This is a genomic window from Candidatus Fonsibacter ubiquis (genome assembly GCF_002688585.1).
GTDB classification, from domain to species: Bacteria; Pseudomonadota; Alphaproteobacteria; order Pelagibacterales; family Pelagibacteraceae; genus Fontibacterium; species Fontibacterium commune.
On the sequence record NZ_CP024034.1, the window covers coordinates 826,447 to 849,358 of the forward strand.

Below are 22,912 nucleotides of genomic sequence, written 5' to 3' on the forward strand. Positions count from 1 at the left end.
TTTTAGAGATAAGGTTATATTATTTTTGCTTTCTTTATCCAATAACTTTTATAATGTTTTTTTAGAACAAAAATAGCTTTAGCTAGTTGTGCGTTATTTTGAAAAATAGCAAAGCAGGCTGATCCACTGCCAGTCATTCTTGCTAATTTACAACCTTTTAATTTCTTTAGTGAAATTAGTAATTTTAATATGACACTATTATTTTTAAAAGCACTTTGTTCTAAATCATTTCCTTCATAATTTAAGAATTTAAATAAATAATTTAAATTTAAAATATTCTTCTTTAATAGTGAAATTTTATAATTATTACTTTTTGAAAATATTTTATTGGAAAGGTAAATTTTTTTCGTAGGGTTAAGACAATTTGGGTAAATTAGTAACAAATTAAGTTTTGGCTTCTTATTAAATGTAAAAATTTTATTACTTGCTCCGTAAAGAAGCTTAAAATTAGTATTTAAACATGGCTCTACATCAGCTCCTATTTTATTACATATTGAGGAAATTGTTCTTTTTTTTAGATTTAATTTTAATCGTTTATTAAAAAAATTAAGTAAGGCAGAAGCATCCGCTGACCCCCCTCCCAATCCAGAGCCTAGTGGCAAATTTTTTATAATTTTTATTGTAAATTTATGCGCATTAAATTTTGGATATTTTTTTAATATATTTAATAATTTTAATACTGAATTATGAGTGGCGCTTATTCCTTTTGAAAATTTGCCTGTAAAAATTATCTGATTATTTGTGTTACTAGAAGATATTAAAATTTCGTCGTAAATATCAAAAAAACAAAATAATGTTTCTATTTGATGATACTTATTTTTTAATTTTTTAATTACTTTTAAATATAAATTAATTTTACCATAAGCTTTAAGACTTGTTTTTATAAACATTTTCTAATCCAAAAATTATTTTATTATAAATGGCTTCTTTTAAATCTTTTTCAATATTTTTTAACTTAATTGCATTTTGCCAAACATATCTAGCTTGTATCTCTTTTCCATTAGTCCAAAGAACATCTCCGTAATGATCATAAATCACTGCTTCAGAAGGTTCTTTCTCATAAGCTATTTGTAAAAGTTCTTCAGCCTTATCAAAATCTTTTAATAAAAAATATGCCCAACCTAATGAGTCTAAAATATATCCCTGACCTTTACTAATACTAACGGCTTCAATTAACATTTCTTTTGCTTGATCTAAATTAATTTTTTTTTCTAACCAACTATATGCCAAATAATTTAAAACCTCAGCCTGCTTAGGTGAAATTTTAAGAGCTTTATAAAAATTTTTTTCAGCATTATCCCAGTCACCCGCTCGCTCTTGGCTTATGGCCAAGTTATAGTAATAATTCCAATCACTGTTTTTTTTAGCATTTAGTAGTTCAATTGATTTTTCATATAATACTATTGATTTTATATAATTTTTATTTCCTCTTAAAAAATTTGCGAGTTCAAAATATTTTTCAGACATAAAAAAATCATTTTTATTTAAAAAGTTCTCAAGTAAATTAATTTGCTTGTCTGAGCTAGTATTTGTTAAAAATTTTAATCTTGTAAAATTAGCATACCAATAAAATTCTTTTCCTAATTGTTCAATGACTTGGATTTCCTTTTCTGACTCTTCAAAATTTTTTAACAAAATAAGATTTTCAATTTTAAGGACTTTGTTTGATAAAAAGTTGGGGTTCAAATATTCACTTAAATTTAAATAAAAATTTGAAATTTGCACTTGTTCATAGTTTTGATAAAAATTTGAAAACAAATAAAATAATTCAGCTAAACCATGGTTAATATTTTTTCTTTTATAAAATCTATCTATTTTATGAAATTTATTTTCACGGACATCTAAAAAAAGCTGCTTAAATAGCAAATTTTCTGACCCAATCTCAATGTTTTGATCTATTATTTCTTTAATTTTTTCTTTTTTATTTTTTTCTAAATAATAAGACAAATAAAAATAGTTGTATCTGCCTAGTTCTTTTTTATTAAGTATCTCATCATGGTACAATTCAATATTTTTTTGATTATCTAGATATAAATTTATTAAAATTTTTTGTGTTAGAGAAATATTTTTAAAACTTGAATTTAATCGATTGATCTTTTCATTAATATCATTTGTGTTTTTATTAGGTAAATCTGCCCATATATTAAGAAACTGATATAAATCAATTAATAACGGATCGCTTAGATTTTGCTTCGGTAAAGAAATATAATTCTTTAATTTTGAATATCTCTCTTTTTTAAAATCATGAACAAATAATATAAAATTATACGGATATAATGATTGATAGGATTTATCTAACTTTTTTATAAATATATAGGCTTCTTCAATCTTGCCATTATTAACAAGTGCTTCAACGTACTTAAGATTAAAATCTGAATGATAATGACCTAAATTTTCAATATTACCAAAAAAACTGTAGGCTTTTTGAGAATCATTTTTTTGTAATGATATGTTGCCAGATAAATAATTAGAAAAATAATTTGAATTTTTTATTAACTCTTTTTTATTATCTAAAATATTTGCATTCAAATCAGAATTATTTACTATAAATAACAATAAAATAATTAATAAATAAGTCTTTTTATTCATATAATGTATAAAAAAAATTTGAGTAGCAAAACTATAAACCTCCTAGAATACTATTCAATATTAAATATTACTAATTTATTTTCTGATACAGCAATAAAATCTAAGAAACAATTATTAATTAATAAAGAACAATACATTTTTGAGTTGTTTAAACAAATTGGTGTCCAACTAAACATAAAAAAAATTAATAGTTTTTTTTACAAAGGAAATCTAAATTCCAAGATTATGATACTAGGCGATTGTCCAAATGATGAGGATATTAAAAATCAAGAAATTTTTTCAGGACCTAGAGGTGAACTCTTAAACAAAATGTTATCTTCAATATCCCTTGAGAAAGAAAAATACTATTTATCAAATATTTATTTTGAAAAACATAATGATAAAATAAGTAAGTATAATTTTTATAAAGATATTTTGATCAAACATATAAAAATTATTCAACCAAAATATATTTTATTTCTTGGTGAAACTGCCGCTAATTTTTTTAATAATTCCAACCAATTAATATTAGATATCAGGGGAAAATGGGGTTCAATTATTATTAATAATAATAAAATTAATACATTTGCTACTTTTGACCCTGAAATATTATTAAAAAAACCTGAAAATAAAAAATTATCATGGGAAGATCTTAAAAAATTTAGGAATGAAATATTTAATAATTAATGAATTTTTCTTTTGATCTAAAATTTGGTAATAACATAATCGGCGTAGACGAGGTCGGTAGAGGGTGTCTTGCTGGACCCGTTTTTGCTGCTGCTATCAGATTAGATCAAGATAACTTTCCCAAAGAAATTAATGACTCTAAAAAACTCAGTATACTTCAAAGAATGAAGATATTTAAAGAACTTACAAAAAAATGTGAATACAGCATTGGCATCGCTTCTGTTAAAGAAATTGAAAAATTTAATATTTTACAATCTTCTTTACTTGCAATGAACCGAGCTTTAAAAAAAATTAATATTAAAGATCATATTATTCTTGTTGATGGAAATTTTTCTCCGGATAAAAATAAAAATATTAAGACAATTGTTAAAGGTGATCAAAAATGCATATCTATTGCAGCAGCATCTATAATAGCAAAAGTTTCTAGAGATTTATTTATGGCAAAATTATCTATAAAATTTCCAAATTATAATTGGGAAAAAAACTGTGGTTACGGAACTAAAAAACACTTAGAAGCAATTAAAGAATTTGGTATAACAGAACATCATAGGAAGACTTTTTCTCCAATACACAACCTATTGATAAACTAAAAATTAAGACACAATTAATATGAAGACAAAAGTTGACTGAGGGACTCTTCTAAGATTATTTTCTCTTCTTAGTTGTATGACAATAATTAGAGATACTATCGTTCTTGGGGACTCAATAAAAGAATTGAAGAAAATACCTAGCGAAACCTTCGACTGTATTTTTGCAGACCCACCTTACAATCTTCAATTACAAAATAGTTTGGAAAGACCTGATCATTCCAAAGTTAAAGCTGTAAATGATGAGTGGGATAAATTTGATAATTTAAAAAAATATGATGAATTTTCTAACTCTTGGATCAATGAATGTAAAAGAATTTTAAAGCCTAATGGAACAATATGGATAATTGGCACTTATCATAACATTTTTAGATTAGGTAAAATAATACAAGATAAAAATTTTTGGATTCTCAATGACATAATATGGAATAAAAAAAATCCTATGCCTAACTTTAAAGGAACAAGATTTACTAACGCTCATGAAACATTAATATGGGCTGCTAAAAGTAAAAAATCAAAATATACCTTTAACTACAAATCATTAAAGTGTTTTAACGATGACAAACAAATGAGATCAGATTGGGAATTGGCTCTTTGTACTGGGAACGAAAGAATTAAAAATAATGAAGGAGATAAAATTCACTCAACTCAAAAACCAGAAAGTTTATTGTACAGAGTTATCCTATCATCGACTAAAAAAGACGATTTCATATTAGACCCTTTTTTTGGAACGGGAACAACGGGTGCTGTTGCTAAGAAACTAGGACGAAATTACTATGGAATAGAAAGTAATAAACAATATTTTCAAACTGCTGAAACTAGAATAAAAAAAATAAAAAAAATTGATGACAATTTTCTAAAAACTATAGAAAATAAAAGAAACGAAAAAAGAATACCATTTGGGTATTTAATAGAAAGCGGAGTAATAGAACCTGGATTAAAATTAGTTGATGCTAAAAATAAAATTCAAGCACATGTAATGGCGGATGGCAGTATTCTATATAAAGATATTACAGGATCTATTCATAGCGTTGGTGCTAAAGCCCAAGGAACCGAAAGCTGTAATGGCTGGTCTTTTTGGCATATAAAAATGGAAAATAAACTATATCCCCTTGATCATTTAAGAGAGAAAATCAGAAAAAATAACTAGAACTTCTTGGATTATAATTAAAGATCCACCCAAACATAAGTTTTTTTGCAAAAAAAGACTTTCCTATTAATTTGAAAACAATCCCTCTTAGAAAAACAAAAAACGGATTTTTTAGATGAAATAAAAAAACATTTAAATGCGATCTAAGAATTATTCGTCTAACTCTGTTATTTCGCTTATTAAAGTAAAATACTCCAAGATTACTAGTAATATTCTTATTAATTTGCTCATATAAAACATAGGAGTCTTCTATTGCTAATGCTGCACCCTGCGCTTGAAACGGGACTGTGCCATGAGAAGAGTCTCCTATGAAAATTTGATTATCTCTGTAAAAAACTCTTTTTTTTAAAGAAAATATTGGCCAGCGGTATACTTCATGAAGTGTATCTAGCATTTCTCTTAAAATTTTATTTTTTGACGAAAATAAAGTTCTAAATTGATCCACTGGAAATGGAATTGAATAATTAGTTTCGCCACTTGCTAATATTGTTTTTTCTGACGATTTACTAATTCCTGTAAAGCTTAGGTCATTCTGATTATTAATAAAATAAGACACTAAATGTTTATTATCGTTTAACCACAGACGAATAACATCATTCTCTAAGGAATATTTTGAATAAAAATTCTTTAGCACTCCTCTGTAAGCATAAAAATTTGTTTTTGAAATAATATTACTATCTAACCTGGATCTTGAAAACATTCCGTCTGCTGAAACTAGTAGATCACAATAATCTTCTGATCCATCATTAAATTTTACTCTAATAATATTATGATCCTTAATAGTTTGCACAACTTGTTTATTATAAAAAATTTCTTTTGAAGATAAATTTTTTTCTAAAAACTTAATTAAAATATTTCTGTCACAAGTTAGATAGGGCATTTTATCACTAACAATATTTTGAAGATTAATTCTTACTTCTGATTTGCTATTAAAATATCTGGAATTTAGTGAGTTAATACTTAAATAATTAATTTTATGAAAATTATTATTTAAAAAAAATCTAGAATCCAAAAAATCTAAAATTCTCACTGCATTTGGAGTTAATTGTATTCCTGTAGGTCTTGTTAGCTTTTTTTCAAAACTTTCATATATTCTAAAATTATTAAAATTATTTTTTTTAAGAAAATTAGCTAAAGTTAATCCAGCAATGCCTCCACCAACAATAATAATTTTTTTAAACATATTTGATATTTTCCGTTCTAACTAATTTTATAAATTTTTTTGAAAAATTTGATAATAAAAAATTATCTATTTTTTTGAAATGTATCCAGTAAAATTGATTATCATTTATTTTTGAGATTCTTTTAAAAAAAACAATTTTAATTAACATTTTAATATTAGAAATATTATGAACAAAATCCCTGTTCATTATTTTTGGTTTTCCTTCAAAAAAAAAATAATTCTTTTTAAAATCTATATTAAATAAATTTTTTTTGTATTCAATTAACGGAAGGTTCACAAAATCTTGTAATAATTTTTTTTTACTTTTTAAAAATAAAATTTTATTTTTTTGTTTAGCATATAATAAATAGTATCTTTTAATATTAACTTTTTTTTTTAGAATTTTGTAATTAAAATCTTTTTTTTTAAAGGAAATACAATTTTTGTTTGCAGGGCAAATACTACATCTTGGGTTTTGCGGTGTACATATTAAAGCTCCAATCTCCATTAATGCTTGGGCAAATAAAGAGAAGTTTTTTTTTGATTTAATCTCCTTTAATTTTAATAAAATACTATTTTTAAATTTTTTTTTATTATTTTTATAACCAAATAATCTAGCTATAAATCTTTCTACATTTCCATCTATGCCAATATAATCTTTATTAAAAGCTATAGCCATTATAGCTGATGCAGTATAGTCGCCAATACCAGGAAAACTCTTTAAAATTTCAAAATCAGCGGGCAATCTTCCATTATATTTAGATTGAACTATCTTTGCTGTTTTAAGTAAATTTTTTGCTCTAGAATAATATCCAAGACCTTGCCAAAGTTTATACACCTTTTCTAATTTTGCTTTTGATAATTTTTTAAAATTTGGAAAGACTTCTATAAAATTTGTAAAAAAAGGAATCACTGTTTTAACTTGAGTTTGTTGAAGCATAAACTCGCTGACTAAAACTTTGTAAATTTTATCTTGAAAACCTTGATAACTTCGCCATGGCAAATCTCTTTTATGATTATCGTACCAAGCAAGAATTTTATTTGATAATACATTTTTCATGGTGCTAGATAAATCTTCAAATAAAGCATTTGCTCAGGGTTTAAGGCCTTTGCAAAGTTTATTATCAGAAAATGTTAAAAAAATACTTAAAAAAGATGGCTTTGTATATTTTGAAATAATTAAAAATTGGAAAAATATTGTTGGAGAAAAAATGTTTAAAGATGTCTCTCCTGTAAAAATTAAAAAGATTAATAATGAAAATATTCTCTCAATAAATGTTAATAAAAATGTAATGATAGAGATTGAATATTCCAGAGATCAAATTATTGAGAAAATTAATGGCTATCTTGGATTTAATGCAATTCATAAAATACAAATTAACTCTATAGATACGTCTTTTAAAATAAAAAAAAGATTTACACTAAGTGATAATATTTTAAAAAAAATTAATGAAATTAAAAATAAAAATTTAAAAGAAATATTTCTCAAACTTAATAAATAAATTCATTATGATTACAATTAAAAATTATGTAACGAAAATTTTAGTATTTTTTTGTTTTTTAATAATTAGTTCTTTGTCTTATGGACAAAATAAAGATGAAATATTTATTGGAAATAAAAATGCAAAAGTAGAAATTAAAATTTACAGTTCATTTACATGTCCTCATTGTGCTAACTTTCATAAAAATACCTATCCAAAATTAGTGGAGGAATATGTTAAAAAAGATCTAGTAAAGATTATCTTTATGGACTTTCCTCTTGATATAGCTGCGTTAAATGCATCAAAAATTGTTAGATGCTCAACAAAAGAATCGAGTATCTTGTTAATTGATGAAATTTATAAAAATCAAAATAACTGGTCCGCTGGAGATAAGATACAAGAGATTAATAAAAAATTATTTTTAATCGCTAATAAATTTAATTTATCTAATGAAAAACTTTCAAGCTGTTTGCAAGATCAAAAACTGGAGGATAAAATATTAAATGATAGAATTGATGGTCAAAAAAAATACTCTATTAACTCTACTCCTACAATTGTCATTAATGAAAAAAAATTTGAAGGAAATGCTACTTTTGAAAATTTATCAAAAGAAATATCAAAAAAATTGAAATGAAATTTAAAAAACTAGAAATAGTTGGTTTTAAATCATTTGCTGACAAAACTCATTTATTAATTGAAAACGGGCTGACAGGAATTGTTGGGCCAAACGGCTGCGGAAAATCAAATATTGTAGAGGCATTAAGATGGTGTATGGGCGAAACTTCCGCAAAAAGTCTTAGAGGCAGTGGAATGGAAGATGTAATCTTCTCAGGAACGTCAAACCGTCCCTCTAAAAATATTGCTGAAGTTAATATTCTTTTAGAAAATAATGAAAATATTTCTCAATTCAGAGATACCCCTGAAATAGAAGTTAGGAGAAGAATAGAAAAGGATAAAGGATCAAGTTACTTCATTAATGGAAAAGAAGTTAGAGCAAGAGACGTGCAAATATTATTTGCAGACCTTTCTACTGGAGCTCATTCGCCGTCAATGGTAAGTCAAGGAAAAGTCGGTTCATTAATTACTGCTAAGCCAACAGATAGACGAGCTATACTTGAGGAAGCGGCTGGCATTGGAGGACTGCACGCTAGAAGACACGAGGCTGAGTTAAGATTAACCGCAGCTGAAAATAATCTTAAAAAAGCAGACGATATAATGAAACAAATCGAACTTCAGTTAAAAAATTTATTAAAACAAGCAGAAGAAGCTTCTAGATACAAAACAATATCTAATGATATTAAAAAAAATGAAGCATTGCTGACTTTTCTAAAAATTCAAGAAATTAATAAAGAACTAAAAGAAAGTCAGGAAGGATTAAATGAAATTGATGATGACATTAGTGCCGTAACAATTGAAAAAAATTATAGTACTGAACTATTAGACAATGAAAATAAAAGAATTAAGCCCCTAAGAAACGATTTCGCAGAAATAACAAGTAAACTACAAAGACTAAATTTAGAGTATGAGGATTTATTCAAACAAGAGCAAAGAACTAAAGAAGAAGCAGAAAAACTTAGAGTTGATTTAAAAAATACTAATGATGATCTACAAAGTGAGAATATTAATATCAATAATGCAAATTCTAATATCAAACGATTAACTGAAGAAAAAACTGGAATACTAGAATTTGAAAAAACTTATAGCCAGATTGAAGACAAAACTAACGATGATTTTAAAAAAATTTCAGATGAATTAAATAATGAACAAAAAGCACTAGAAACACTTTCGGAAAAAATATTTGCAAATATTAGAAATTTAGAAACAAAAGAAGAAATTAATAATTACCTAAAATATTTCAAAAATTTTAATGAAGATCAATCTAAAATATTAAATGACACTATAAATAATTTTGAAAATATTAGGCCTAATAATATTAAAGAAAATTTAAGAAGTATACTAAATGCATTTAATGAAAATTCCAGAAAAATTGAAAATTTACAAGATGTTATCAGAAAAGATAATGAACAATTATTATCTTTTAATAAAGAAGAGGCGAAGAATGAATTTACTGAGAAGACTTTTTTACTTAAAGCTTTACAGGAAAAATATGCAATATTTTTAAGTAAATACGAAACATTAAAAAATGACTCTATAAAAAGAAAAGAAAGAATTAAAAGTATTGATACCGAAATAGATAACTGGCGTAATTTAGAACAAAACTCAAAAACAAAGTCAGAAAATCTTTTATCCAGACTAAAAATTTTAGAGAAAGAATTAGTAAAAATTCAAATAAAACCAAGTGAAATTGGAGAACAAAAAGGATTTTATCAAGAAAATATCAAAAATACCGAAGAGGCTAGATCAAAAATCAATTCAGAAATTGAAATTGCAGAAAATAAAATCACAGAAATTAATAAAGTATTAACAACTATTACCGAAAAGGTTCTTGAAGCACGTGAGAAAAAAGTACGTTTTGAAACTCTTATTGATAACCATAAGTTAAAAATTAATGAATTAGAAAATAAAGTTAAGGAAGATTTTAAATGTTCAATCGACGATCTTTTAAACGAAGAAGACAAATTATCTATTGAAAAAACAAATATTGAAGAAATTGAAACTTTACTAAAAAATCTTAAAGATGAGAGAGATAATATGGGTGCGGTAAATTTAAGAGCAGATGATGAAACTAAAAATCTTGAAAATCAAATAAACAAAATGATGGAAGATAGAAAAGATCTTATGGCTGGAATATTAAAATTAAAGTCTAGTATTAACGAATTAAATCAAAAAGGAAGAGAAAAACTCATTGATGCCTATGATAAAGTTGGTCGCAAATTTAATGATGTGTATACGAAATTATTTGGAGGTGGAAATGCTAGACTTGAATTAATAGAATCTGACGACCCTTTAGAAGCTGGTTTAGAACTTTTAGTTAGTCCGCCTGGGAAAAAATTACAATCAATAACTTTATTGTCAGGTGGTGAGCAAGCCTTAACTGCTATGGCTTTAATATTTGCTGTATTCTTAATTAACCCTGCTCCTATCTGTATTTTGGATGAGGTAGATGCTCCTTTGGATGATGCAAACGTTACAAGATTCTGTTCGTTAATAGAGGAGCTAACTAAAATTACCGAAACAAAATTCATAGTTATCACCCACCATGCTTTGACAATGTCTAGAATGAATAGATTGTATGGAGTAACAATGGCTGAGAGAGGTGTTAGTCAATTAGTTGCTGTTGATCTTGAAAAAGCCGAAGAGATGGTAGCTTAAAAATAGATGTCAGAATTTGACAATCTTAAAAAAAAAATTGAATTAACTAAAAATAAAAGCAAAGTTAATTTATCTAAAAATAATAACAATACAGTAGGACTCACTCTTAGGATAAGCACCGAACTTGTGGCGGCAGTTTTTGTCGCAACTTTTATTGGTTATTACTTAGATAAATGGTTAGGAACTAAGCCAATTTTCATAATAATTCTATTTATAGTTGGTGTTGCGGCGGGAATATTTAATGTTGTGCGATCTGCAAAAATGATTAATAAAGGCTAAATTTATGGCAACTAATCCAATGCAACAGTTTGAAGTTCATAGAATAGGCCCGCACCTATCTTTGAACGGAACAGATCTTTCATTCACAAACTCAAGTCTTTTTATGCTAATTAGTTCAATATTAATTATAATTTTTTTTATAGTTGGAACTAGAAAAGTAAATATAGTTCCTAGTAAGATTCAATTACTTAATGAATTAGTATTCAATTTTATCTCTAAAATGATTAATGAAACAGCCGGTCCAAATGCTAGACCTTATTTTCCATTTATCTTAACTATTTTCTTATTTATTCTAACTCTAAATATGGTTGGTCTCTTGCCGTACGCCTTCACGGTTACAAGTCAAATAATTATCACATTTTTTCTTGCGATTGTAATATTTGTTGGAGTAACAATTATTGGCTTTATAAAAAATGGAGTTGGTTTTTTAAAAATATTTGCCCCATCAGGAGTACCTATTTTTTTATTTCCCATAATAGTTGCAATTGAAATTATATCCTTTTTAAGTAGACCTGTAAGTCTATCAGTTCGTTTGTTTGCAAATATGCTTGCTGGACACACAATGCTTAAAGTTTTTGGGGGATTTGTTGTAAGTCTAGGTATTGTTGGGGGTTGGTTACCCTTAAGTTTTTCTGTTGCTTTAACAGCTTTAGAAATATTAGTTGCTTTTTTACAAGCTTATGTTTTTGCAGTTTTATCGTGTATTTACTTAAATGATGCTTTAAATATGCATCATTAAACAACTAACAAAAAAGGAGAAAAAAAATGGAACTAGCGGCAGCAAAAATGATAGGAGCTGGATTAGCGGCAATAGCTTTGGCTGGAGTAGGCGTTGGGATGGGTACAATATTTGGTAATTATTTATCTGCAGCGATTAGAAATCCTTCAGCGGCACAAAAGCAATTTCCGACTTTATTATTGGGATTTGCTCTTACAGAAGCTATAGGTTTATTTGCTTTAGTTATTGCACTTTTAATACTTTTTGCATTTTAATTATTAAAATTAAATTAATAATAAGCAATCGTGAAAATAAATTTAGGCACTATAGTCTTTTTGCTATTTTTACACGAAATAGCATTTGCTAAGGAAGGTATGCCACAACTTAATACCAAGTTTTGGTTATCCCAAATTGTATGGCTTACAATAGTTTTTGCATTGCTATATTTTTTAATTCAAAAATTTTTTAGTCCTAAATTATTTGCATTAATTGATACAAGAACTAATTTTATTAAATCATTATTAGAAGAGGCAGAGGTTTGTAAAAATCAAATCCAAAAATTAGAAGATGAATACAATCTAATAATTACTGAAGCCAAAATTGAGTCAAAAAAAATATCTGCAAAACTTAAAAGTGATTTAAATGATAAAATTTCTATAAAAAGGAAAGAATTTGAAAACTTTTTAAATTCTGAAACACTAAAAACTGAAGAGGAAGTAAATAATTTTAAGAAAAAAGCATTAGAAAATATTCAAAGCATAGCTGGCGATTTTTCTAAAGAATTAATTGAAAAAATTACTGGAACAGCTCCAAATAATAGCAGTCTTAATGAAGTAATTATGGAAATATCTAACAAAGAAAAGAAATCACAATATGTTTGATGCCACATTTTGGGTAGCTATATCCTTTGTAATTTTTTGTTTAATAATTGTTTATAAAAAAATACCTCAAGTAATTAATAATTTACTAGATAATAAAATTAATGAAATTAAATCAGAAATAGATAATGCAAAAAATTTAAAAAACGAAAGTGAGCAATTACTCAAAAAATATAAAAAAAAAATAGAGGATGCTCACATGGAGAGAAGTCAAATTTTAAATAGTGAAAAAAAAGAAACTGAAATTTTTATTCAAGAGTCAGAGAATAAATTTGAGCAATTAATTCTTAATAAAAAAAAATCATTAGAACAAAAATTAGATCAGATGAAAGTAAAAGCAATTAAGGATATACAGAATATTTCCAATAAAATTGCTCTAGAAACAGTAAAAAAAATAATATCAAACTCTGCAAACGATGAAAAAATGAAAGTAATTAACCAAAAAAATTTAGAAAAGATTTTTATTAATTTGACTAATACTAAAGCTTCTTAACTTTTTGAATGTGTCCCATCGCAAAAGGGCCTTTTATTAGTTTTTTTGCAACCGCATAAAAAATAATATTTATCTTCTTGTACTGAAAATTTCAGGGGCGCCAGATTTGTACTTTTGTGAGAACCGTCACAGAAAGTTTTGTCTTTAGACAATCCGCAAACGCACCAAAAATAATCTTTTCCTTTTTGTAAGTGAACTTTAAGCGGATTATTAACTTTAGTATTTTTTTCTTGCATATTGGATATTGATGAATTGTATCTTAACTTATTTTAATTTGCAAAAGACTACAGTTGTTAAATATTAATCTTTAGAAGCTATTTATTTATTGTTTGGGCTCTACAAGAGCCTCCTCATATAATATAAAACAATACTTTAAAATTCCTATGGAACAAAAAATTGTAAATGTCTTTCTAGCAAGTCCAAGAGGATTTTGCGCTGGCGTAGATAGAGCGGTTGAAATAGTAAAAAAAACAATTAATAAATTTGGTTCCCCGGTTTATGTAAGACATGAAATAGTTCATAATAAATTTGTCGTTGAAAATCTAAGATCACAGGGAGCTATATTTATTGATGAACTTTCTGAAATTAAAAATAAATCTAGACCTGTGATATTCTCAGCGCACGGAGTTCCTAAAAAAGTAATTGATGAGGCAAAATTAAATAACATTATTTATATAGATGCTACTTGTCCATTAGTGACTAAGGTTCATAGAGAAGCAGAAGCATTAGCTAAAGAAGAGTTTAACATTATTTTCATAGGCCATAGAAATCATCCAGAGGTAATTGGGACTATGGGACAAATAGATGAAAAATTTATTTCACTAGTTGAAAATAAGAAAGATGTAGAAAATTATTCTCCTAAAATTAACAATAATAAATTTGCCTATATCACCCAAACTACACTTTCATTGGATGATACTTTAGAAATCATATCAGTATTAAAAAAAAAATATCCTTCAATAAAAGAGCCAATAAAAAGTGATATTTGCTACGCAACTACAAATCGACAAGAGGCTGTTAAAAAAATTGCAAAAAAATGTGATTTATTTCTAATCATTGGGAGTAGAAGCTCTTCTAATTCACAAAGATTAGTAGAAGTTGCAAAAAAATTTGGCTGTAAAGAAAGTATTTTAATGCACTCAGATCAAAAATTACCAATTGAAAAAATTAAAAATTCAAACAATATAGGTGTCACATCAGGTGCTTCAGCTCCTGAAATATTAGTTGAAAATTTAATTAAAGAAATAAAAAGTATTATAAATATTAGAGTTGAAGAAGTAATTACTTCGGTTGAAAAAGTTTCCTTCAAACTTCCTACAATGCTAATAAAATAATGGCCGTTTATACTAAATTAGAGCCACAAGAAATTTCAAATTTCTTACAACAATACAATATTTATAATTTTAAAGACTACAAAGGAATAACCGAAGGAGTAGAAAATACTAATTATTTTATTAGAACATCAGAGCAGGACTATATTCTTACTATTTATGAAAAAAGAGTTGCTGAAAATGATTTACCATTCTTCATAAAACTACTATCTATTTTATCCGAAAAAAGATTTCCTTGCCCAAAACCTATTGCTAATAAAAATAATGAAAAAATTAATAAAATTAAAAATAAAAATGCAGCTCTAGTAACTTTTTTAAGTGGAAAATCAAAGAATAAGATAACTAGCGAAGACTGCTTTCAAATTGGTAAAATTGCCGCTCAATTACATGAATTAACTAAACAACTTAAACTTAGTAGAAAAAATAATTTATCTATTGAAAATTGGAAAAGTATTTTTGAAAAAACTATAAAAGAAAAAATAGATTTAGATGAAACTACTATAAAAAAAACTAAAGATTACTTATCTTTTTTAGAAAACAATTGGCCTAAAAATTTGCCACAAGGAATCATTCATGCAGACTTATTCCCAGACAATATATTTTTTACTACTAATAAAGTTTCTGGGATAATAGATTTTTATTTCGCTTGTAATGATTTTTTTGCATATGAGATTGCAATTTGCTTTAACTCTATTTGCTTTGATAACAATTCTACCTTTAATATGACTAAAGCTAAAAATCTTATAGATGGTTATTCATCAATAAGAATATTAAGTAATGATGAAAAAAAATATTTACCTATTCTATGTATGGGGGCTGCTATGAGATTTTTTTTAACAAGACTATATGATTTTTATAATACTGATAATAAAGCAGATGTTAAAATTAAAGATCCATTTGAATATTTTAAAAAAATTGAGTTTCATTCATCTATTAAAAATTTTAACGAATATTTTATTTAATGACCGAGACAATAGTTTACACAGATGGTTCTTGTCTTGGTAATCCTGGTAAAGGAGGATGGGCGGCTGTAATTATTAAGAATAATCAAGAGGAAATAATATTTGGTTCTGAAAAAAACTCCACAAATAATAGAATGGAATTAACTGCAGCTATTAATGCTTTGTTAAAAACTAAGGAAAATGAAAAAATTAAAATCTACACTGACTCTAAATATCTTAAAGACGGTATTGAAAAATGGATAAATAATTGGAAAAATAATAATTGGAAAAATGCAAATAAAAAAGATGTTAAAAATAAAGATCTTTGGACAAAATTAGACAGCCTTATTAATAAAAAGCAAATTTCCTGGGAATGGGTTAAGGCTCATTCGATTAACGAATACAATAATAAAGTTGATATACTTGCAAGGAAAGCCGCTAGTGCAAACGATTAGTTAAAATATAATTTTTAATTTTAGCTAAATTGTTCGGCATTACTTTATAAAATTCTTTTTTTTTAATATTTTTACTTATCTCAATCGGTAGTTTAGGATTTTTTCTTAATATTTTATAAACAGTTTCTCCAAATTTTGCAGGATGGGCAGTTTCTAAACAAAATAAGTTTTCTGATTTTTTATCATTATTTAAGTAGTAGTTCTCTAAAGCCTTTAATCCAACTGAGGAATGAGGATCTAATATTTTGTTATTATATTCGTATACTGATTTAATAGTTTTTTTCGTATTTTTTGCATTTATAGAATTTGAATAAAAAATATTTTTAATATTTTTTAAAATATTTTTATCAACTTTATAAAAACCCTTACTATTAAGTTCCATCATTAATTTAGATATTTTTTTTGAATTATTATTATAATAAGAAGAAATTAGTCTTTCAAAATTACTTGCAACTTGTATATCCATGCTTGGGGAAATACTAAATCTTACTTTTGAGGGCTTATAAATTCCATTCATTAAAAATTTATGCAAAAGGTCGTTTTCATTTGTTGCGATAATTAATTTGGATATAGGCAGTCCCATCTTGTAAGCAATATAACCAGCGTAGATGTCGCCAAAGTTTCCTGTCGGCACTGAGAAAACACTTTTCTTATTTTTTTTAGATAATTGGAAGTGCGAATAAAAATAATAAACTATTTGAACGACAATTCTCGCCCAATTTATAGAATTAACTCCTGACATATTAATAGATTGCCTAAAGCTGCGGTCATTAAACATTGATTTAACTAATCTCTGACAATCATCAAATGACCCTTTAACAGCAATATTAAAAACATTTTTAGAATTAACTGTAGTCATAATTTTTCTCTGAGTTACAGAAACTTTGCCTTTAGGATGTAAAACAAAAATTCTTAAATTTTTTTTATTTTTTACAGCATCTATAGCTGCGGCCCCAGTATCTCCTGATGTTGCAGTTACAAGATTAATTTTTTTTCTATTTTTTGAAAGAATGGTTTCGTACATATTACCTATAACTTGCATAGCAATATCCTTAAAAGCTAATGTAGGTCCATGATATAGTTCTATTAAATTAAATTTTTTTACTCTAGAAAATTTTACCACATTTTTGCTATCAAATTTTTTATAAGAGTTTTTTATGATTTTTTTTAACTCTTTTTTTGAAAAAGTATTATCTGTATAAATTTTGATAATTTCATAGGCTAAATTACTATAATTTAATTTAGAAAATTTTTTTAGAGTATCATTTGATAATCTAGGAATTACCCTGGGAATATACAATCCACCATCATGAGCAAGGCCATTTAAAAAAGTATCAATAAAATTATAAGTTTTTTTATTATCTCTTGTACTAATATATTTCATTGCGATCTTCTCTTATAATATAAAAAAAAAATTATAGTAAATAAGGCCAAGCCATACCAAGTTATAGCATATTGCAAATGATTATTTGTTATATGAATTTCATAATCGTTAGAAATAATATCTTTGTTATTTGGGGAGGTTTGAATAATTAATAAAGGATAAATATCCTTATTTAAGGTTTTTTTTAAATATTCAATATCGATTGAATAAACAAAGTCCTCGGTAAAACTGTTTTTTGGTGTGAATAAATTTACTGGTGTTATTTTTTTTGTGTATCCTTCAATAAGATCATCCTTAAATGAAGTATTTTTAATTAAATTAATATTTTTTTTTCTAACCCAGCCTTTGTCTATCAAAACTACAGAGGAATTATCAATATCATAGGGTACGATAACTTTAAAACCTATCTCCCCTTTTTTAAGTTGATATAAAAAAATTGCGGGATTTGATTTATTTTTTTTAAATTTAACTTTGGTATACTCTTTATTTATATCTTTATTAAAAGATGTAGAATTTTTTTTTAAATTTACTTCTAATTGAGAAATTAAATTTTTTTTTGAATTTAATCTTAAAATTTGCCAAGTTCCCAATAAAAAAATTACTAATACGAAAAATATAAAAAAAATATCTAAAGATTTAATTTTAAACAAAAGTAACTATTAGCTTCCCCAAATATATATTGAGGCAAATAAAAATAGCCAAACCACATCAACAAAGTGCCAATACCAAGCTGCAGCTTCAAATCCGAAATGATGATCAGGTTTATAATGTCCAGCTTTTGCCCTAAAATAACAAACTGCTAGGAATATTGTGCCTACAAGCACGTGAAAGCCATGAAATCCCGTCGCCATATAAAAAGTTGCACCGTAAATTCCAGAACTTAATTTAAAGTCAGCAACAAAATATTCATAAGCCTGAAAAGAAGTAAAAATAAGTCCTAAAATTACAGTTAACAACAATCCATTCAATAGTCCTTTTCTATCATTCTCTAGTAAAGAGTGATGCGCCCAAGTTACTGTGGTTCCTGATAAAAGTAATATTAAAGTATTAATTAATGGTATATGCCAAGGGTCTAAGGTCTTAATATCTTTTGGCGGCCAAACACCACCTATCACTGCATCGGGAAATAGACTGGAATCAAAATAAGCCCAAAACCAAGCAACAAAAAACATTACCTCTGAAATTATAAAGAGTGTCATGCCGTACCTGAGACCGATTTGAACCACCGGAGTATGATCGCCTTTATGTTCACCCTCAATGACCACATCCCTAAACCACATAAACATACAATAAAGTGTTAGAGCCAATCCAATAAGAAGTAACCACAAAGATTTCGAGTGCATAAAATAAACGGCACCAATTGCTAAAACTAAAGCTGAAAAAGATATTGCTATGGGCCAAACACTTGGGTCCACCAAATGATAATCGTGACCTTTTTTATGAGTGTCTGACATTAGTTATTTACCTTTTTATAATTAGCTACATCAAAAAAAGTATAAGACAAAGTGATATCTTTGATTTCTTTTGAGGATAAATCTTCAACTATTTTGGGATCAATAAAATATGCCATAACAAAATCCATCGATTCTTTTGGTTTTAAAGTTTGTTGTTCAAAACAGAAACAACTAATTTTATTAAAATACTTACCAGCACTATCTGGCACAACATTAAAAGTGGAAACTGCAGTCGAAGTTTCATTGCCTAAATTTTTAACAGTAAATTTAATCGTAGAAACTTGTCCTACCTTAATATTTTCTTTATTTTTTTCTGCTTTAAACTCCCAAAACAAACCCTTAGATACATTAGTATCAAAACGAGTAACGATATTATGATCAATAACAACATTTGGAGCTTGTTTAGAAGTCTTTGGAGTACCTCCAAATCCAGTGACCTTACAAAATAATTCATAAAGAGGAACTGAAGCATAAGAGAGACCAAGCATTATAAAAAATATAAGAACTAAATAAATCGGGTTTATATTATTTTTAACTTTTTCACTCATAAAGGTCTAGTATAAATTCCCATGTTATAAACTGAAAAAACAAAAAAGAAGATTACTAGTAATATTAATATAACAGCAGTAATATAATTTTTTTTCATTAAAAAATTTTAAAAAAACTTTCAATTAATAATAAACTGAAAATTAAAAATAAGTATAGAATAGAAAATGCAAATATTTTTTTTGAGTATTTCTCTTCATTTATCTTATTTTTAGCTTTTAATAATTGATAAGTTAAAAAAATATAAGTTAGTCCTAAAATCAAGGCTGGAATTAAATAAATCAAACCGGCAAAATTAAAATAAAATGGAAGTATTGTGATCGGAAATAATATTAATGCATAAATAAAAATATTTTTCTTTGTAAACTCTACTCCGGATACAACTGGAAGCATTGGAATATCAGCTTTTTTATAGTCATCCGATTTATAAAGAGACAAAGACCAAAAATGAGATGGTGTCCAAAAAAATATAATTAAAAATAAAACTATAGGTTCGATTGACAAACTATTATTTGAAATAGTCCAACCGATAACCGGGGGGAATGCTCCTGCTGCCCCACCTATCACAATATTTTGAACGCTTCTTCTTTTTAACCAAATTGTATAAACAAAAATATAAAAGCCGATAGTTAGAGCTAAGATTGAAGCAGATAAAATATTTGAAACAAAATATAAGCCGATAACAGATACTAAAGTTAAAAAAATTCCAAAATACAATGCTTGGTTATTTGAAATTTTACCAAGAGGAATTGGCCTTAAACATGTTCGTGACATTATTGCGTCTATTTCTGAGTCATACCACATATTTAATGCTCCAGCTGCGCCGGCTCCAGCTGCAACAAAAAATAAAGCTAAGACAGAACTTACAAAATCAATTTGGTTTTTTGAAATAACTAAACCAACGAGAGCAGTAAATACTACAAGAGACATGACTCTTGGCTTCATTAAATTGTAAAAATTTTTAACTAGTAAAATATTTTTACTTTTGTGATAGTTGATAGAAGCTGTTTTGTACATTTGTTTAATTACTTAATTTTCGGAAGTTCATTGAACTGATGGAATGGTGGTGGCGAACTCAAAGTCCATTCTAGCGTTGTTGCTCCTTCACCCCATTGATTATCAGCTACTCGTTTTCCTCTTATAAATGCATGGGCTACTAAAACTAAAAATACTAATACTCCAAAAGCTGAAATGTACGAGCCTACAGAAGAAATATAATTCCAGCCTGCATAAGCATCTGGGTAATCTGCATATCTTCTTGGCATTCCTGCTAATCCTAAAAAATGCTGAGGAAAGAAAATTAAATTAACTCCTATAAACGTTAACCAAAAATGAATTTTTCCTAAAAGTTCTGAATATTCATATCCTGACATTTTTCCAAACCAATAATAAAATCCTGCAAATATTGAAAATACGGCTCCAAGAGAAAGCACGTAATGAAAATGAGCAACGACATAATATGTGTCATGAAAAGCTGTATCTACTCCCGCGTTTGCTAAAACTACTCCGGTAACTCCACCCACAGTAAATAAAAATATAAAACCTACCGCCCAAAGCATCGGGGTTTTCATAGTAATGGACCCTCCCCACATGGTAGCTATCCATGAGAAGACTTTGATGCCTGTAGGAACGGCAATAATCATGGTTGCAAAAACAAAGTAAGCCTTCGTATCAACGCCCATTCCAACGGTGTACATGTGATGAGCCCAAACCACGAAACCTACAACGCCAATAGATACCATCGCATAAGCCATTCCTAAATAACCAAAAATCGGCTTTTTTGAAAAAGTTGAGATGATGTGACTTACCATTCCAAATCCTGGTAAGATCATAATGTAAACTTCTGGGTGTCCAAAAAACCAAAATAAATGCTGAAATAAAACCGGATCTCCTCCGCCCTTAGGTTCAAAGAAAGCAGTGCCAAAATTTCTATCCGTTAATAACATTGTAATTGCACCTGCAAGCACTGGCAAAGATAACAATAGTAAAAAAGCAGTTACAAGAATAGACCAAGCAAATAAAGGCATTTTATGCATTGTCATTCCTGGTGCTCTCATATTGAAAATAGTTGTAATGAAATTTATAGCTCCAAGAATTGAGGATGCTCCCGCAAGGTGCAAACTTAATATTGCAAGATCCATCGCAGGACCAGGTTGTCCAGCCTTTGATGATAACGGAGGGTAGATCGTCCAACCGCCACCAACACCTGATCCGCCTGGCGGACCTTCAACAAAAATAGATGCAATTAATAAAATGAATGCGGCAGGTAATAACCAGAAAGAAACGTTGTTCATTCTAGGAAAAGCCATGTCTGGAGCACCAATCATTAAAGGAACAAACCAATTTCCAAATCCTCCAATCATTGCAGGCATCACCATAAAGAAAACCATGATTAAACCGTGTCCTGTTACTAAAACATTATAAAGGTGATAGTCACCTCTTAGAATTCCATCGCCCGGATACATAAGTTCCATTCTCATTAGAACTGAAAAAGCTGTACCAATAATTCCTGCTATAATTGCAAAAATTAAATATAAAGTTCCTATGTCTTTATGATTTGTTGAAAACAACCATCTAGTCCAAAAACCAGGATAATGGGAATGTTCAGAACTTGAATTAGCCATTTATTTTTTTTCCTTAATTAAATTTTTCACAACAAGATTATTCTCAGGATATTTTGCAAACTTAATTTTAGCTTCTTTTAACCATTCAGTATATTGTTTGTCAGAAACCACTCTTACAGTGATTGGCATGAATGCATGTCTAGATCCACATAACTCTGAACATTGACCATAATACACTCCTTCTTTTTCAGCTTTAAACCAAGTTTCATTAATTCTTCCCGGAACGGCATCTCTTTTAACCCCAAAGGATGGAACTGCCCAAGCATGCAATACATCATTTGCGGTTATTAAAACTTTAACGACTTTATTAACCGGAACAACTACATGGTTGTCAGTTTCAAGAAGTCTTGGTTGATTGGGTTTTAAATTTTTTGTCTCAATCATGTTCGCATCAAATGCAATATTTTGGTCTGGGTATTCATATCCCCAATACCATTGGTAGCCTATAGCTTTAATAGTTACATCGGCTTTAGGTATAATATCTTGTTTATACAATAATCTGAATGATGGAATTGCAATCACTATTAAAATTAAACAAGGGATAACTGTCCACATAACTTCTATAAAAGTATTGTGAGAAGTTTTTGAAGGTATTGGATTTTTTGAAGCTCTAAATTTAAAAATAGAGTAGAGTAATAAAAAAAGTACAAAAACTGATATTGCAACTATTATTGGCAGCAATATACGATCATGAAGATGAACGATATCGTTCATAACAGTGGTTACTGACTCGTTAAAACCCATTTGCCAATTAACGCTGGCAAAGGAAGAGCTTGCTGAACTAAAAAACATAAAAAAAACAAAAAACTTATAAATTAATTTTTTTATCATCAATAAAAGATATGCTATGTAAATATAGTTATTTAGCTATATTAATAACACAAATATATACAAAAAATTT

General features: G+C 27.2%; 26 protein-coding genes. 14 read left to right on the forward strand and 12 right to left on the reverse strand.

All coding sequences use genetic code 11. The annotated features are described in order from the left end of the window. Positions 1-14: 14 nt before the first annotated feature. Complete coding sequence (locus CR143_RS04505; protein ID WP_099340641.1) at positions 15-890, reverse strand: 4-(cytidine 5'-diphospho)-2-C-methyl-D-erythritol kinase; 876 nt, start codon at positions 888-890, stop codon at positions 15-17. Continuing rightward, the gene (locus CR143_RS04510) at positions 868-2,589 is read right to left on the reverse strand and encodes a tetratricopeptide repeat protein (RefSeq protein ID WP_099340642.1); all 1,722 of its coding nucleotides are present in this window, start codon (positions 2,587-2,589) and stop codon (positions 868-870) included. Before CR143_RS04510 ends, CR143_RS04505 begins: the two co-directional genes overlap by 23 nt. A gap of 3 nt (positions 2,590-2,592) precedes the next feature. Here CR143_RS04510 and CR143_RS04515 point away from each other — a divergent pair, with 3 nt between their 5' ends. From CR143_RS04515 to CR143_RS04525, 3 genes are all read left to right on the forward strand, one after another. Continuing rightward, on the forward strand, positions 2,593-3,255 hold the full coding sequence (locus CR143_RS04515; RefSeq protein ID WP_099340643.1) for a uracil-DNA glycosylase: 663 nt from the start codon (positions 2,593-2,595) through the stop codon (positions 3,253-3,255). Further along, entirely contained in the window at positions 3,255-3,845 is a 591-nt protein-coding gene (locus tag CR143_RS04520; protein ID WP_099340644.1) for a ribonuclease HII, read from the forward strand. The genes CR143_RS04515 and CR143_RS04520 overlap by 1 nt, the downstream gene beginning before the upstream one ends. A 76-nt stretch (positions 3,846-3,921) precedes the next feature. After that, on the forward strand, positions 3,922-4,992 hold the full coding sequence (locus tag CR143_RS04525; protein WP_099340645.1) for a site-specific DNA-methyltransferase: 1,071 nt from the start codon (positions 3,922-3,924) through the stop codon (positions 4,990-4,992). On the opposite strand, the gene CR143_RS04530 is transcribed toward CR143_RS04525, so the two are convergent. Then, positions 4,976-6,175: an FAD-dependent monooxygenase gene (locus CR143_RS04530; RefSeq protein ID WP_099340646.1), complete on the reverse strand. Its 1,200-nt coding sequence runs from the start codon at positions 6,173-6,175 to the stop codon at positions 4,976-4,978. The genes CR143_RS04525 and CR143_RS04530 overlap by 17 nt on opposite strands. Next, positions 6,168-7,214, reverse strand: a complete 1,047-nt coding sequence (locus CR143_RS04535; RefSeq protein ID WP_099340647.1) for an A/G-specific adenine glycosylase — start codon at positions 7,212-7,214, stop codon at positions 6,168-6,170. The genes CR143_RS04530 and CR143_RS04535 overlap by 8 nt, the downstream gene beginning before the upstream one ends. Here CR143_RS04535 and CR143_RS04540 point away from each other — a divergent pair. Genes CR143_RS04540 through CR143_RS04575 form a run of 8 tightly spaced genes read left to right on the forward strand, consistent with a single transcriptional unit; the run spans position 7,213 to position 13,276 of the window. Further along, entirely contained in the window at positions 7,213-7,656 is a 444-nt protein-coding gene (locus tag CR143_RS04540) for a DciA family protein (RefSeq protein ID WP_099340648.1), read from the forward strand. The two genes, CR143_RS04535 and CR143_RS04540, sit on opposite strands and share 2 nt — an antisense overlap. A gap of 7 nt (positions 7,657-7,663) precedes the next feature. Continuing rightward, entirely contained in the window at positions 7,664-8,269 is a 606-nt protein-coding gene (locus tag CR143_RS04545; protein WP_099340649.1) for a thioredoxin domain-containing protein, read from the forward strand. Continuing rightward, positions 8,266-10,908, forward strand: a complete 2,643-nt coding sequence (locus tag CR143_RS04550) for a chromosome segregation SMC family protein (protein WP_099340650.1) — start codon at positions 8,266-8,268, stop codon at positions 10,906-10,908. The genes CR143_RS04545 and CR143_RS04550 overlap by 4 nt, the downstream gene beginning before the upstream one ends. A 6-nt stretch (positions 10,909-10,914) precedes the next feature. After that, positions 10,915-11,187: an AtpZ/AtpI family protein gene (locus CR143_RS04555; protein WP_099340651.1), complete on the forward strand. Its 273-nt coding sequence runs from the start codon at positions 10,915-10,917 to the stop codon at positions 11,185-11,187. 4 nt (positions 11,188-11,191) lie between these two features. Continuing rightward, on the forward strand, positions 11,192-11,926 hold the full coding sequence (locus CR143_RS04560; protein ID WP_099340652.1) for a F0F1 ATP synthase subunit A: 735 nt from the start codon (positions 11,192-11,194) through the stop codon (positions 11,924-11,926). Between the two features lie 26 nt (positions 11,927-11,952). Further along, positions 11,953-12,180, forward strand: a complete 228-nt coding sequence (locus tag CR143_RS04565) for a F0F1 ATP synthase subunit C (protein ID WP_017943645.1) — start codon at positions 11,953-11,955, stop codon at positions 12,178-12,180. 30 nt (positions 12,181-12,210) lie between these two features. Further along, the gene (locus tag CR143_RS04570) at positions 12,211-12,786 is read left to right on the forward strand and encodes a F0F1 ATP synthase subunit B (RefSeq protein WP_204524593.1); all 576 of its coding nucleotides are present in this window, start codon (positions 12,211-12,213) and stop codon (positions 12,784-12,786) included. Then, positions 12,779-13,276, forward strand: a complete 498-nt coding sequence (locus CR143_RS04575; RefSeq protein WP_099340654.1) for a F0F1 ATP synthase subunit B family protein — start codon at positions 12,779-12,781, stop codon at positions 13,274-13,276. Before CR143_RS04570 ends, CR143_RS04575 begins: the two co-directional genes overlap by 8 nt. Here the strand turns inward: CR143_RS04575 and CR143_RS04580 are convergent. Then, positions 13,273-13,512, reverse strand: coding sequence for a CDGSH iron-sulfur domain-containing protein (locus CR143_RS04580; RefSeq protein WP_099340655.1), 240 nt, complete (start codon positions 13,510-13,512; stop codon positions 13,273-13,275). The two genes, CR143_RS04575 and CR143_RS04580, sit on opposite strands and share 4 nt — an antisense overlap. Before the next feature lie 147 nt (positions 13,513-13,659). On the opposite strand from CR143_RS04580, the gene ispH reads away from it, so the two are divergent. The 3 genes from ispH to rnhA are packed head-to-tail and all read left to right on the forward strand — an operon-like array spanning position 13,660 to position 16,003. Beyond that, positions 13,660-14,610: a 4-hydroxy-3-methylbut-2-enyl diphosphate reductase gene (gene ispH / locus CR143_RS04585; protein ID WP_099341010.1), complete on the forward strand. Its 951-nt coding sequence runs from the start codon at positions 13,660-13,662 to the stop codon at positions 14,608-14,610. After that, the gene (locus tag CR143_RS04590) at positions 14,610-15,569 is read left to right on the forward strand and encodes a homoserine kinase (protein WP_099340656.1); all 960 of its coding nucleotides are present in this window, start codon (positions 14,610-14,612) and stop codon (positions 15,567-15,569) included. Before ispH ends, CR143_RS04590 begins: the two co-directional genes overlap by 1 nt. After that, the gene (gene rnhA / locus CR143_RS04595) at positions 15,569-16,003 is read left to right on the forward strand and encodes a ribonuclease HI (protein WP_099340657.1); all 435 of its coding nucleotides are present in this window, start codon (positions 15,569-15,571) and stop codon (positions 16,001-16,003) included. Before CR143_RS04590 ends, rnhA begins: the two co-directional genes overlap by 1 nt. Here the strand turns inward: rnhA and thrC are convergent. The 7 genes from thrC to coxB form a co-directional block, all read right to left on the reverse strand. Beyond that, on the reverse strand, positions 15,987-17,387 hold the full coding sequence (gene thrC / locus CR143_RS04600) for a threonine synthase (RefSeq protein WP_099340658.1): 1,401 nt from the start codon (positions 17,385-17,387) through the stop codon (positions 15,987-15,989). The two genes, rnhA and thrC, sit on opposite strands and share 17 nt — an antisense overlap. Further along, positions 17,384-18,037 carry an SURF1 family protein gene (locus CR143_RS04605; protein ID WP_099340659.1) on the reverse strand — a complete coding sequence of 218 codons (654 nt, stop codon included), beginning with the start codon at positions 18,035-18,037 and terminating at the stop codon, positions 17,384-17,386. The genes thrC and CR143_RS04605 overlap by 4 nt, the downstream gene beginning before the upstream one ends. Positions 18,038-18,046: 9 nt before the next feature. Next, positions 18,047-18,841 (reverse strand): cytochrome c oxidase subunit 3, encoded by a 795-nt coding sequence (locus CR143_RS04610; protein ID WP_099340660.1) that lies wholly within the window; start codon positions 18,839-18,841, stop codon positions 18,047-18,049. Then, positions 18,841-19,389, reverse strand: a complete 549-nt coding sequence (locus CR143_RS04615; RefSeq protein WP_099340661.1) for a cytochrome c oxidase assembly protein — start codon at positions 19,387-19,389, stop codon at positions 18,841-18,843. The genes CR143_RS04610 and CR143_RS04615 overlap by 1 nt, the downstream gene beginning before the upstream one ends. A 97-nt stretch (positions 19,390-19,486) precedes the next feature. Next, complete coding sequence (locus CR143_RS04620) at positions 19,487-20,404, reverse strand: heme o synthase (RefSeq protein WP_099340662.1); 918 nt, start codon at positions 20,402-20,404, stop codon at positions 19,487-19,489. 8 nt (positions 20,405-20,412) lie between these two features. Next, entirely contained in the window at positions 20,413-22,011 is a 1,599-nt protein-coding gene (gene ctaD, locus CR143_RS04625) for a cytochrome c oxidase subunit I (RefSeq protein WP_099340663.1), read from the reverse strand. Continuing rightward, positions 22,012-22,803 (reverse strand): cytochrome c oxidase subunit II, encoded by a 792-nt coding sequence (coxB, locus tag CR143_RS04630; protein WP_204524594.1) that lies wholly within the window; start codon positions 22,801-22,803, stop codon positions 22,012-22,014. Positions 22,804-22,912 lie beyond the last annotated feature (109 nt).

What these genes read in the sequence shown, in the direction of transcription:
- CR143_RS04575 (WP_099340654.1), top strand. Translation starts at nt 12,779, where the DNA reads ATGTTTGATGCCACATTTTGGGTAGCTATATCCTTTGTAATTTTTTGT.
- ispH (WP_099341010.1), top strand. Translation starts at nt 13,660, where the DNA reads ATGGAACAAAAAATTGTAAATGTCTTTCTAGCAAGTCCAAGAGGATTT.
- CR143_RS04545 (WP_099340649.1), top strand. Translation starts at nt 7,664, where the DNA reads ATGATTACAATTAAAAATTATGTAACGAAAATTTTAGTATTTTTTTGT.
- CR143_RS04530 (WP_099340646.1), bottom strand. Translation starts at nt 6,175, where the DNA reads ATGTTTAAAAAAATTATTATTGTTGGTGGAGGCATTGCTGGATTAACT.
- rnhA (WP_099340657.1), top strand. Translation starts at nt 15,569, where the DNA reads ATGACCGAGACAATAGTTTACACAGATGGTTCTTGTCTTGGTAATCCT.
- CR143_RS04540 (WP_099340648.1), top strand. Translation starts at nt 7,213, where the DNA reads ATGGTGCTAGATAAATCTTCAAATAAAGCATTTGCTCAGGGTTTAAGG.
- CR143_RS04610 (WP_099340660.1), bottom strand. Translation starts at nt 18,841, where the DNA reads ATGTCAGACACTCATAAAAAAGGTCACGATTATCATTTGGTGGACCCA.
- CR143_RS04590 (WP_099340656.1), top strand. Translation starts at nt 14,610, where the DNA reads ATGGCCGTTTATACTAAATTAGAGCCACAAGAAATTTCAAATTTCTTA.
- CR143_RS04515 (WP_099340643.1), top strand. Translation starts at nt 2,593, where the DNA reads ATGTATAAAAAAAATTTGAGTAGCAAAACTATAAACCTCCTAGAATAC.
- CR143_RS04510 (WP_099340642.1), bottom strand. Translation starts at nt 2,589, where the DNA reads ATGAATAAAAAGACTTATTTATTAATTATTTTATTGTTATTTATAGTA.
- CR143_RS04525 (WP_099340645.1), top strand. Translation starts at nt 3,922, where the DNA reads ATGACAATAATTAGAGATACTATCGTTCTTGGGGACTCAATAAAAGAA.
- CR143_RS04550 (WP_099340650.1), top strand. Translation starts at nt 8,266, where the DNA reads ATGAAATTTAAAAAACTAGAAATAGTTGGTTTTAAATCATTTGCTGAC.
- CR143_RS04615 (WP_099340661.1), bottom strand. Translation starts at nt 19,389, where the DNA reads ATGAGTGAAAAAGTTAAAAATAATATAAACCCGATTTATTTAGTTCTT.
- CR143_RS04535 (WP_099340647.1), bottom strand. Translation starts at nt 7,214, where the DNA reads ATGAAAAATGTATTATCAAATAAAATTCTTGCTTGGTACGATAATCAT.
- CR143_RS04555 (WP_099340651.1), top strand. Translation starts at nt 10,915, where the DNA reads ATGTCAGAATTTGACAATCTTAAAAAAAAAATTGAATTAACTAAAAAT.
- coxB (WP_204524594.1), bottom strand. Translation starts at nt 22,803, where the DNA reads ATGTTTTTTAGTTCAGCAAGCTCTTCCTTTGCCAGCGTTAATTGGCAA.
- CR143_RS04560 (WP_099340652.1), top strand. Translation starts at nt 11,192, where the DNA reads ATGGCAACTAATCCAATGCAACAGTTTGAAGTTCATAGAATAGGCCCG.
- CR143_RS04620 (WP_099340662.1), bottom strand. Translation starts at nt 20,404, where the DNA reads ATGTACAAAACAGCTTCTATCAACTATCACAAAAGTAAAAATATTTTA.
- CR143_RS04505 (WP_099340641.1), bottom strand. Translation starts at nt 890, where the DNA reads ATGTTTATAAAAACAAGTCTTAAAGCTTATGGTAAAATTAATTTATAT.
- CR143_RS04565 (WP_017943645.1), top strand. Translation starts at nt 11,953, where the DNA reads ATGGAACTAGCGGCAGCAAAAATGATAGGAGCTGGATTAGCGGCAATA.
- ctaD (WP_099340663.1), bottom strand. Translation starts at nt 22,011, where the DNA reads ATGGCTAATTCAAGTTCTGAACATTCCCATTATCCTGGTTTTTGGACT.
- CR143_RS04580 (WP_099340655.1), bottom strand. Translation starts at nt 13,512, where the DNA reads ATGCAAGAAAAAAATACTAAAGTTAATAATCCGCTTAAAGTTCACTTA.
- CR143_RS04520 (WP_099340644.1), top strand. Translation starts at nt 3,255, where the DNA reads ATGAATTTTTCTTTTGATCTAAAATTTGGTAATAACATAATCGGCGTA.
- thrC (WP_099340658.1), bottom strand. Translation starts at nt 17,387, where the DNA reads ATGAAATATATTAGTACAAGAGATAATAAAAAAACTTATAATTTTATT.